Source organism: Mesorhizobium sp. P2_D6 (assembly GCF_056404315.1).
In genome coordinates this window covers 1-9,860 of sequence record NZ_JBFUEG010000042.1, presented here as the reverse complement: position 1 = coordinate 9,860, position 9,860 = coordinate 1, and the positions used below count along the sequence as shown (strand labels likewise).

Genomic DNA, 9,860 nt, shown 5'->3' with positions numbered 1-9,860 from the left:
GGACCGAGGTCGTCGGCATCTTCCCCAATGACGATGCCATCGTCCGCCTCGTCGGCGCGTTGCTGCTTGAACAGAATGATGAATGGGCCGTGCAGCGGGCGCGCTACATGACTCTTGAGACCATCAGCCAGATGAGCGATGATCCGCTCATCAGCCTGCCGGCAGTGGCGCGCTGATCAGTCCGGCCCATGCCGGAGAGCACGGCGACCAATGCCGTCAGCTACACCACGCCAGTGGGCACGATCCGTGCGGCAAATGCCGAGAGGGCTCCACTGCGTTGACCAACTTTTTCGGAATCGCGGAATTTCCGACCTATTGCAGCCGGTCAAGAAGGTCATGCGGTTCGGGGCCCTGGGTCAGCCTAGCGCGTCCGCGCATCGCCGGCGGCGAATGATGCTAGATGAGCCGACGCCAACATCACCGCAGGGCAGACAGCCAAGCGGTTCTCGCCCTCAAGGGTCCGACGCATGATGCGTGTCCAAAAGCTGACAGCGGCAGAAAACATGTCTGGTTCAAAACAGCCGGCCGTCTTGGGCTTCTGACGTTTTCGACGCAGAATCATGCATTTACTGCGGGCAAAGCGCTGGCATGACGTTTGCTGGTTGAGATCTGCAATACTGAGTGATGGCTGATCGCATGAGAACACGCAAGACTTTGATGGTCTCCTAACCGGTGTGTTCCGTTCTGAGAGAAGAACCAGCTCGTGCATAAACGTCAGGAAAGGTGTGGGAATGGAGAACAACATATTGCGTACAGAATCCCCGGCTCCTCTGCTCAAAGTGGACGATTGGCTGCGTGGCGAACCCCTCACGAACTTTCAGCCCGGCAAGGAGCAGGGATGACAAGTGGAAGGGAACCCTGGTCAATTCGCACATTTTCTGCGGCGCGCCCGCAGTAACTATGTCCATGGGGCACAGGGTCGACCGTTTGCTGCAGGTCAGGGCTCGGACCTTAATGACCTCCAACCGACTAGCCGCGGCCGCGATATTCGAAGCGAATTTGGCCCGTCGATAAAGACGTCACAGTCCACGACGTGTTCAAGGTCGGCCACAGGGGCAGCATTTACGTGGAATCGGCCTGGCCAGGCCGGACGTCGGCTGCGTAAGCGGGCCCGAAGTCGGCGTAACCGAAAGCAGAAATCATCCGTTGAGGACGAGACCTGAAATTGAGGAAATGAAATGTCTCACGCAGCGCTTGGCCCTGCCGTCAGCAAGGATGGCGAGGCCCTTGCCCGCCCGTTCGTCAAATGCCTCCTGCGGCTGATCCGTGCTCAGGATTTCCACGGCTCATGCCAACGGAAATCGGACACCGGCTGCTGGCCGATTTCATCATCACCAAGGAACTGCGCCGGAATATCCAATCATTGGCAATCCGGATCCGGCGCTGTGGAGGCTCGACATGTTTTAGGCCGTAGTGGAGCTTGCGATCGAGGAGCGCTCAGGCGTGACATAGTCAACAACAGAAATCAAACCGACCGGTGCTTTCGGACGCGCGCTTTTCACGATCGGGCAGCTCGCCGGTCTGTCGAGACGTCTACCGGTTCGGCTTCGAGACTCTCCGGAAACTCGCGGATACCGGCGCGAAACCGGTCGTCGATGCGACTGCAGCTATTGCCTATCCCGACGTGGCGCGGGCGTGAAGAAACTGATTTTCGAGGAAGGATCATGTCAAACCTGGATGAGATGGCGAAGAAAGTCCGAAAGCTTCAACTGCGCGCGGCAATTGCCAAGACGAACTTGCGCGACCTTGCCGAGGGTCTCCCGGTCAAATGGATTGAGATAGAGGAAGTCGCCGAGAAAACGCATGCCGTCTATGCCGAGTTGGATGGTGCCAGGAGAGAGCTCGCCAAAATGAAGACTTTGCGATGAGGAGCACATTCATCAGCCGCGACGGCTCCCTATGGGTGCCGGAGTATTTGATCGCTATAGATGGCAAGATCTGTATCGGCTGCGGCCGCTGTTTCAAAATCTGCTCGCGCGAGGTCATGCATCTTTACGGCGTCGACGACGCGGGCGAAATCCTCGGCATCTGCGCGGGTGAGGACGACGATTTCGATGGTGAGCTCAATCGCATGATCATGGTTGTCGACCATGCCGGCCGCTGCATTGGCTGCGGAGCCTGCGGCCGCGTCTGCCCAAAGAACTGCCAGACCCATGTCGCGGCCGACCAGATCGCAGCATGAGCTGCATGATTTGACGAGACAAAATCAGGAGAACGGCATTGCGCTTCATCATCTTTTGTCGGCTCCTCGGGCTGGTCCTGTGCGGCAATGCTGTGACGGTTTACTTCGCCTCGCATTCGTTCCGTCTAGCAGTCGTCACGACGCTGGGCTGTTCGCTACTTCTTCAGCTGGGCTATTTTGCAAGTGTGCTCTTTCTGATTTGGCGATCCAGCTGCGCTGGCAAAGCCGGGCAAGGGGCTGAGCTTTTCGATAGGTCCCAGGAAGTTCGCTACCAGTCGCGCGACGATGATGAGCATAGGAATGAACCTCAAGACGTGCCCCAGCGCAATCAAACGCTCGGCATATTTGCTGCTTGCCATTCTAACACTCCCTCTTGATCTCAGCATCATCATGTGACCGCGCCTACGGCCTGGCGCCCTGCACCTGGCGTGGCCCTGACCACTTCACACTTACATCTGGTCCTCGGTTCTGACCTCCAATCTCGTTCTCTTCACGCGTCTCAAGCTGACCTGAGATCGTCAGCCGAAGTCAGCCACAGACCGGTGAGCGCCGGCTGATAGCAGTGGTCACAACTGCCTCCCAGCCACGCATGCTGGCTGCGCTTTTGCGCGCCATGCGCCCAAGTGCTCGAATGGCAGCAGAAACAGCTTGGCCGCCAGCCCTAAGTACTTTAATAACAGCCCCTTATGGACGGAAACTGGGTGTTTAGATGGGGTATTCGGCTTTGCCCCACGTCTTGAACTGGTGTTTGAGGTGCTGCGCTTCGAGCTGATGATAAAACTGGTCTGCGTGAACAGCCACAAGCATCAGGAAAGGAAGCGCAGCATGAAGCACTATGCCGGACTGGACGTCTCCGTGAAAGAGACGGCCGTTTGCATCGTGGATGAAGGAGGCCGCATTTGCCGAGAGATGAAGGTTGCGAGCCATCCGGACGATCTTGTTGAGGCGTTGAAGAACCCCGCCTGGAATTTGGCCCGGATCGGGCTTGAAGCTGGTCCCTTATCACAATGTTGTTCAGTGGTCTGGCGGGAGCCGGACTACCTGCAATCTGCATCGAAACCCGTCATGCGAAGGCCTTTCTCAAGGCGCAGGTCAACAAGACCGACGGCAACGATGCGCGCGGCATCGCGCAGATGATGCGGGTTAATTTGTTCCGGCCGGTGCACGTCAAGACGCTGATGAGCCAGGAACGTCGGGCGCTGTTGACAGCCCGCAAGTTGCTGCAGGAAAAGGCCATCGCAATTGAGAACGACATTCGAGGCCTGTTGCGTAACTTCGGTCTCAAGGTTGGCATTGTCGGCGCTGCCAAATTTGCGGATCGCATCCAGGATCTTTCCGGCGACATCCCGGAGCTACGTGACATCATGGAGGTGTTGCTCGCCGCCCGGCAGAAACTTCGCGAGCAGTTCACGGTATTGCATGAAAGGCTGTTGTCGATCGTGAAGGGTGACACAGTTTGCAGGCGGTTGATGACCGTCCCTGGTGTCGGGCCGACAGCTTCATAATACCGGCTATCAGTCGGGCGAGACGATTATCCGTTACCGATTCCATCCCCGTTACGGGGAAACGGTTACTGTTGCCGGGCGCAATCGTCGTGGTGACGAGGTCAGTCTGACCATCCGCCAGCCTGACGGCACCCTGGCGCATCTGCCGATCTGGATGACGGAAGATCAGGCGGAGGCGATGATGATGACGGAGCGTCCCCGTCTGCCGCTGGCGTATCTGCACGAACTTCGTCTGGAGCTCGATGCCTGTCTAACCTTGCTGCGTGACGATTCCCGTCACGAAGGAGGAGACAAGCATGAAGCAACGGCAACCCTGTCACCGCCAATTCGATCTCTTCGTGCCCAAGACCCCACCGGTGCCGGTAGCAGCGTCCGAGCGGACGAAGCTATTGCCGCTGGTGAGCGCGCTGCTGTCGGAAACACTCAGCGTCCCCGCAGTGACGGAGGCCGGCGATGAAGATCACGTCTGATCACCTGGCGCGCGGTGCCTTCATCTACATTCGGCAATCCACCGTCGATCAGCTTGCCAACAACCATGAGAGCCGGCGGCGTCAATATGGACTTGCCGACCGTGCCCATGCTCTTGGCTGGACGGATGTGACAGTCATCGACGACGACCTTGGCCGCTCGGGGTCGGGCGTCAGTCGTCCGGGCTTCGAGAAGCTGCTCGCAGCGATCTGTGAAGGCCGCGTCGGTGCCGTTTTTGCGATCGAAGTGTCGCGTCTGGCGCCAATGGACGCGACTGGCACACGTTTGATCGAATTTTGCGGACTGGTTGGCACGGTGATTGTCGATGAGGATGGAATCTATGAACCACGCCATCCAAACGATCGGTTGTTGCTGGGCATGAAAGGGACGATGAGCGAACTCGAACTGTCGCTCCTGCGGGCCCGTTCGATGGAGGCCTTGAAGCAGAAGGCTCGACGGGGCGAGCTCTTCTTCACGGTAGCTGTCGGCTATGTGAAAGTGGGCCGCGACAAGATCGAAATGGATCCAGACCTGCGTGTGCGAGAGGCGATCGGGTTGGTCTTCACCCGCTTTGCCGAAATGCAAAGCATCCGCCAGGTGTTCTTGTCGCTTCGAAGCGACCAGATCGCGCTGCCGTACCTCAACTCCAGGAACTCCGGACAACGGCATATGCGACGGTGAGTAATCTTCTCACCAATCCTGTTTATGCCGGCCCTTACGCCTTTGGCCGAACCGGAAGTCGAACGATAATCGAAAACGGCCGCAAGCGAATCGTGCGCGGCCGTCGCAAAGATCGTTCAGATTGGGCTGTCTTGCTCGTTGACCATCACGAAGGCTATTTGTCCTGGGCGGAGTTTGAAAGGAACCAACGGCTGATCGCTGACAATGCCAACGGCAAGGGCATGATGGTGCGCGGGCCGGTGCGCAAGGGGGAGGCTTTGCTCGCAGAGGCGCTGAAGGCAGCGATGCAACGACGAGCGCGTCAGATGCGGGATCGAGGGCTATAGAGATAATCATCCAGCGCCAGCGACGTGTGCTTGCGAAAGGCGACGATCACCGCTTCCTCTTCGAGCGACAGCACTGTCGATCTTAGTCCGGGATCAAACAACTAGGTTATTCCACTACAAGAAATAGTGGGTTGCTAACCTATCGATCGCATGGCTCTCTCCAAGGCAGCACACAACAATACAGGAGTGCCGACGCATGATGGTGCAGACGGCGACGGGGCCGATCCCGGTCGAGCGCTTGGGCCGCACACTGATGCACGAGCATCTATTCATCGCCTTTCCCGGCGCCTGGTTTGATCCGCTCGCGAAATTCGACCGTGCGGAATTCATCGAGAAGGCAGTCCGGCAGTTGGTGCAGCTGCGCACTGAGCATGGTGTGCGCACCTTCGTCGACCCCTGTCCGATCGAACTCGGTCGCGACGTCATGATGATGAAGGAGGCTTCCGAAAAATCCGGCATGCACATAGTCTGCACCACGGGATTTTACCACGAGGAAATGGGGCTGCCGTTCTACTGGCGCGCCCGCACTGTCGACGAGATCGCCGAGCTTTACGTCCGCGAGATCACCTACGGCATCGCCGACACCGGTGTGAAGGCCGGCGCCATCAAGGTCTCGACAGGCGCGCCGGTTATCACTGCGCATGAGAAGAAGTTCCTCGCCGCCGCCTGCATCGCGCAGAAGGTGACCGGGGTGCCGATCATCACCCACACCGAGGACGGCTACGCAGGCCCTGAACAGCAGCAGCTGTTCGCGGCCGGCGGCGTTGCCGCCCATCGCTGCCTGATCGGCCATAGCTGCTGCAACCTAGATCCCGCCTATCATCGCCGCATCATAGATGCTGGCTCTTACATCGGATTCGATCAGATCGGGATGTCCCATCGGCCGGACAACGTCCGCGCCGACAATGTGGCGAAGCTCGTGCGCGACGGCTTTCGTGCGCAGGTCATGATTAGCATGGACCGCCTCTGCGGCAGACTCGGCAAGTTCAGCCGCCAACTCACCGCCGATGAGATCACCAAGATCGAACACCTGAAGTCTCAGGGACACTACCAAGCCCACACCTACATGTTCACCGACTTCATCCCAATGCTGCACGCCCGCGGTGTCAGTCAGGAGGACATCGTCTCGATCCTGGAGGACAACCCGCGACGGTTCTTTGCCGGTGAGTTTCTGCCCGAAAGGGCGACGCACTAACTCTTATGACCGTTCAAGAACGATGAATGACCTTTTTCGCCCTATGCCTTTTGCCACAGGTTTTGTCTGCCATTGATGAGGGTAGCACGGAGACGGGATGGCCTTGAGACGATTTCCGCGGGTTGGTTACCGCACTTCCGTAATCCGTCCTGGGCTGTCCCTGTCTAGGACGCAAACTCAAATGGATTTAGTTATTCTGCTTGTGCGCAGTAAAAAGTGGTCGAGCCTGTGCGCGTGGGGCATGAACGTCGCCAAGCGGCGCGGTATGGCGAGTCCGCGTCGCGGTAGCCCGCAAACTCGCCGTCATCCTGCATCACATGCGGGTTGATGCGACAGAATTCCGCTACGGCAAGGAGCCCGGTCCGGTATCGGTATGAAATGGACAATGGACAAATGAAGAAGGAGTAGTTTCGCCCAGAAAGGTGATCGGGATCGTTCCCGTGGGACGATGGGTAGGCGATCTCGCGAACAGGCACGATCCTGGGCGAGCTCCCCCAAGGTCATTCAACAGATTGGTGGCCCTGCGCCGACCGCGAAGAGAAGCGAGTGACCCACGGAGCGACATCGTCCGGAAAAGAAAGCAGGAGGAGCTTGACCCCAAACCCCGATCAGAGAAGCCTGCTGGATGTCCGGAAAGTGAGCTGACGAGAATTGCCGACCGACCAGCTCACTAGATCATGACGAGGCTGGTTGAACAGCAATGGTGTTTCCGTAGATGTCTATCATCTGACGGAGACCATCGCGTAATTCGATCCGCAGCCGCCAACCAAGTGCTGTTAGGCGGCTCGAATCCATGAGCTTCCGCGGCGTGCCGTGGGGCCTGGCAGGATCGAAGTCAAATTCTCCTTGCCCTCCATACAGTTGCCAACATTGATCGGCCGGCCTCATCGTAGCGCTCCATCAGAAACACGAGCGCGTCGGCAAGGTCGTCGACATCCATGAATTCGCGGCCCGCTACCGGCGCCTGGTGGCTGCGGGCACGAACAAACCCATCTCGTTGCGGCGGTCGCGCGTGAGATGGCGGCGTTCCGTCTCCGTGCCGCCCATCAACGAAGGACAAACCTGTGACAAAGGACATGGGGCGAAAAAGTTCATTCATCAATTTCGACCCGCATGCGAGCCAGGCGGTGGCTGCGACGATCCAAAAGATCGTCGATGCATTGGAACGCCGGGAGGGACGGTAGTTCACCGTGATCCAGTAGGCGTAGAGCTTCGCTCCGCGTATGGCGAGCGTGGATAAAACGGGGTAGTCTCCTTCTGCGGCGTATCCTGGACACCGTATAGTTCGGATGTGGAGGCCTGGCAAAATCGGGTCTTGTCCTCGAGGCGAAGACTTCGGATCGCTTCCAGCAGCCGCAGTGTGCCGAGCCGGCATTGCCGTATATTCGGGGGTCTCGAAAGAGACTTGCACATGGCTTTGCGCAGCCCGATTGTAGATTTCGTCAGGCTGCGTTTCCTGCAGGAGACGGATCAGGTTTGTCGCATCCGTCATGTCCCCGTAATGCAGGACCATGTCGGGATGACCCTGATGAGGATCAATGTCGGATACCCAACAGGATCACAAACCTGCTACCCATTGCTTTGGATGATAATTTCCTTCTGGCACGTTCAATGCTGGGAACCCTCTGAACGCATCCAGCGGATGTCCTCCTTTGATCAGCCTCACCGAAAATGCTGTCGCCGCATTTAAGACCGCGCCCTCGCTGGTCGCCAAGCCGGTCGAAGGTTCGGCGCATCATGGTCGAGGCGGGCGACTGCGCCCGGACATACATCGATCCCGCCCACGCACCACATGTCGCCGGCATGACTGTCGATCTCATCTTGGGCTGGGATCCACGGGCTTCACACCCTACGAACGCGAGGACAAACTCTCGCAAATCCGGCGGGCACCGAGGTCGAGAATGCCTGCGGGGAGGGTATTCCTAATGGCTATTGCCGGTATTCGCCGCGAACATCTATAGGAGCAAGGCAAGTGGAGCTCTCTTGCATTGGGGTCGGTGCTGGGCCGTCTAATTTGAGTCTTGCGTGTCAGTTACACGAGCAAATTGGGCAAGGGGCGCTGTTCCTGGATCGGCAGGTCGACTTCCGCTGGCATCCAGGCATCGCATTCGATTCCTCGGAGCTCCAGGTCAGCCACTTCAAGGATCTGGTCACGCTGGTAAATCCGCGATCAGCCTACACCTTCGTGAACCTACCTGTATGAGAACGGGCGTCTGTACCACTACCGGAACGCACAGTTCTTCAAGGCCGTGCTCAGAGCTGAGTTCGAGCAATACCTGAACTGGGCCTTCCACAGGAACCCGCTTGTCCGCGCCGGCGAAACGGTGCGCCAATCCGCTTTGACGGCGAGTTTCGGGTGCACACCGATAACGCGGTTCTCGGCGCCAGAAATGTTGTGGTCGGCATTGGCAAGTACGCGCATATTCCGCCTCAGTTTCAGGGCTGGACTGGACGCAACCTGTTCCACTCATCTGAATTGCTGCACATTCGTCCTGAGGTGCACAAAAAGCATGTCTGCCTGGTCGGCGGGGGACAGTCCGGAGCCGAGGTGCTGTTGCACCTTGTTGGGCTGCCAAGAGAACGGCGACCTGCCTCGATCACTTGGGCCTCACAACGCGAAAACTACCTGCCCATCGACAACAGCCCGTTCACAAACGAGTTGTTCATGCCCTGCTTTTCGGATCGTTTCGCGGCAATGAGGGAGTCGCAGCGCAAGCTGTTCCTGCGGCGCTTCGTGCTTGCTTCGGACGGCATTTCGGAGAGCACGTTGCACGCTGTCTATCAGGCGCTGTACCGCCATGCATTTCTCGAGCCAAACCAATGCGACATCACTCCAGCCAGGTTGCAACGTTTCGCGCTGCATCAACGCCGGGGCGGGTCACAGGCTGACCCTGCAGCGCGGCCTGGAGGATGTCGAAGAGGTGACGGCTGACATCATCCTGGCCATCCCGCGGTCACACTGTTGCGGTGGTCGGCGAGTCGGGTTCATGCAAGTCAACCGTGGCTCGATCCGTCTGTGGGTTACTGGGAGTCATCAACGCGAGGTGGTGTTTGATGGCACCCGGCTGCCTCCGTTGCGAGGAGCGCGCAACGGCGATATCCCGCGCCGTATCCAGTTGGATCGTGCGAACGCTCCTCTCCTGTCCACCGCGACTCTACTTCGGACTGAAGGGGCGGCCGCCAATCCAAGAGTGTGCCTACCGGCATCATAAGCCGTTTGCCGAAGCCGTCCACCCATCACCGTTACGGGCAGGGCTACGGACTCGGGTTAACGCGCTTTTGAGATTGCGGTTGATCTGATTCCATGGGGCTTCGATGATTCGGAGCCCCTGCCATGACGATTGCCGGCCTCGAAGGATTTGAGAAGCCACGCCTGAAGGCGCTTCTGGAGCATTTCGCCGCGATCGAAGAGCCGCGTGAGCCATGGCGGGTGGCGCATCCGCTGCCGGAAGTCCTGCTTCTGGTTGTCTGCGGCACGATCTGCGACTGCGACGACTATCTAT

The 9,860-nt window shown here is 58.4% G+C and carries 11 protein-coding genes and 7 pseudogenes; 14 read left to right on the top strand and 4 right to left on the bottom strand.

Annotation, left to right across the window (positions count from 1 at the left end):
• The 5 genes and pseudogenes from AC1D1L_RS32945 to AC1D1L_RS32925 form a co-directional block, all read left to right on the top strand.
• Positions 1 to 176 (top strand): transposase (locus AC1D1L_RS32945; RefSeq protein ID WP_477345636.1); only part of this gene is annotated, 176 nt, incomplete at its 5' end.
• A gap of 1,002 nt (positions 177 to 1,178) precedes the next feature.
• Positions 1,179 to 1,639, top strand: a pseudogene (locus tag AC1D1L_RS32940) (DUF269 domain-containing protein).
• A 25-nt stretch (positions 1,640 to 1,664) separates the two neighbouring features.
• On the top strand, positions 1,665 to 1,868 hold the full coding sequence (locus tag AC1D1L_RS32935) for a CCE_0567 family metalloprotein (RefSeq protein WP_027033222.1): 204 nt from the start codon (positions 1,665 to 1,667) through the stop codon (positions 1,866 to 1,868).
• A complete protein-coding gene (gene fdxB / locus AC1D1L_RS32930; RefSeq protein WP_477345633.1) occupies positions 1,865 to 2,182 on the top strand; it encodes a ferredoxin III, nif-specific in 318 nt (105 codons plus the stop codon). The genes AC1D1L_RS32935 and fdxB overlap by 4 nt, the downstream gene beginning before the upstream one ends.
• A gap of 92 nt (positions 2,183 to 2,274) precedes the next feature.
• Positions 2,275 to 2,331: pseudogene (locus AC1D1L_RS32925) on the top strand (exopolysaccharide production repressor protein); the annotation flags it as partial.
• Between the two features lie 6 nt (positions 2,332 to 2,337).
• Here AC1D1L_RS32925 and AC1D1L_RS32920 read toward each other — a convergent pair.
• Positions 2,338 to 2,541 (bottom strand): hypothetical protein, encoded by a 204-nt coding sequence (locus AC1D1L_RS32920; RefSeq protein ID WP_477345639.1) that lies wholly within the window; start codon positions 2,539 to 2,541, stop codon positions 2,338 to 2,340.
• Positions 2,542 to 2,887: 346 nt separating this feature from the next.
• Positions 2,888 to 3,109: a hypothetical protein gene (locus AC1D1L_RS32915; RefSeq protein WP_477345637.1), complete on the bottom strand. Its 222-nt coding sequence runs from the start codon at positions 3,107 to 3,109 to the stop codon at positions 2,888 to 2,890.
• Between AC1D1L_RS32915 and AC1D1L_RS32910 the strand changes: the two are divergent.
• The 4 genes and pseudogenes from AC1D1L_RS32910 to AC1D1L_RS32895 form a co-directional block, all read left to right on the top strand.
• A pseudogene (locus AC1D1L_RS32910) lies at positions 3,008 to 3,684 on the top strand (IS110 family transposase); the annotation flags it as partial. The gene AC1D1L_RS32915 and the pseudogene AC1D1L_RS32910 overlap by 102 nt on opposite strands.
• Positions 3,665 to 4,144, top strand: coding sequence for a hypothetical protein (locus tag AC1D1L_RS32905; RefSeq protein WP_477345631.1), 480 nt, complete (start codon positions 3,665 to 3,667; stop codon positions 4,142 to 4,144). The pseudogene AC1D1L_RS32910 and the gene AC1D1L_RS32905, both read left to right, overlap by 20 nt.
• Positions 4,141 to 4,836, top strand: coding sequence for a recombinase family protein (locus AC1D1L_RS32900; protein WP_477345630.1), 696 nt, complete (start codon positions 4,141 to 4,143; stop codon positions 4,834 to 4,836). The genes AC1D1L_RS32905 and AC1D1L_RS32900 overlap by 4 nt, the downstream gene beginning before the upstream one ends.
• Positions 4,833 to 4,979 (top strand): annotated as a pseudogene (locus AC1D1L_RS32895) (hypothetical protein); the annotation flags it as partial. The gene AC1D1L_RS32900 and the pseudogene AC1D1L_RS32895, both read left to right, overlap by 4 nt.
• Positions 4,980 to 5,084: 105 nt before the next feature.
• Here the strand turns inward: AC1D1L_RS32895 and AC1D1L_RS32890 are convergent.
• Positions 5,085 to 5,245: pseudogene (locus AC1D1L_RS32890) on the bottom strand (IS481 family transposase); the annotation flags it as partial.
• Between the two features lie 113 nt (positions 5,246 to 5,358).
• On the opposite strand from AC1D1L_RS32890, the gene AC1D1L_RS32885 reads away from it, so the two are divergent.
• Together AC1D1L_RS32885 and AC1D1L_RS32880 are read left to right on the top strand one after the other, a co-directional pair.
• Positions 5,359 to 6,357 (top strand): phosphotriesterase family protein, encoded by a 999-nt coding sequence (locus AC1D1L_RS32885; protein WP_477345629.1) that lies wholly within the window; start codon positions 5,359 to 5,361, stop codon positions 6,355 to 6,357.
• A 139-nt stretch (positions 6,358 to 6,496) separates the two neighbouring features.
• A pseudogene (locus AC1D1L_RS32880) lies at positions 6,497 to 6,734 on the top strand (IS110 family transposase); the annotation flags it as partial.
• 776 nt (positions 6,735 to 7,510) lie between these two features.
• Here AC1D1L_RS32880 and AC1D1L_RS32875 read toward each other — a convergent pair.
• Positions 7,511 to 7,897 (bottom strand): annotated as a pseudogene (locus tag AC1D1L_RS32875) (GDP-mannose 4,6-dehydratase); the annotation flags it as partial.
• A gap of 432 nt (positions 7,898 to 8,329) precedes the next feature.
• Here AC1D1L_RS32875 and AC1D1L_RS32870 point away from each other — a divergent pair.
• The 3 genes from AC1D1L_RS32870 to AC1D1L_RS32860 all read left to right on the top strand — a co-directional run.
• On the top strand, positions 8,330 to 8,560 hold the full coding sequence (locus AC1D1L_RS32870; protein ID WP_477345628.1) for a SidA/IucD/PvdA family monooxygenase: 231 nt from the start codon (positions 8,330 to 8,332) through the stop codon (positions 8,558 to 8,560).
• 153 nt (positions 8,561 to 8,713) lie between these two features.
• Positions 8,714 to 9,289 carry a SidA/IucD/PvdA family monooxygenase gene (locus tag AC1D1L_RS32865; protein WP_477345627.1) on the top strand — a complete coding sequence of 192 codons (576 nt, stop codon included), beginning with the start codon at positions 8,714 to 8,716 and terminating at the stop codon, positions 9,287 to 9,289.
• Positions 9,290 to 9,691: 402 nt separating this feature from the next.
• Positions 9,692 to 9,860, top strand: a 169-nt coding sequence (locus AC1D1L_RS32860) for a transposase family protein (protein ID WP_477345634.1), incomplete at its 3' end; no start/stop codon positions are given.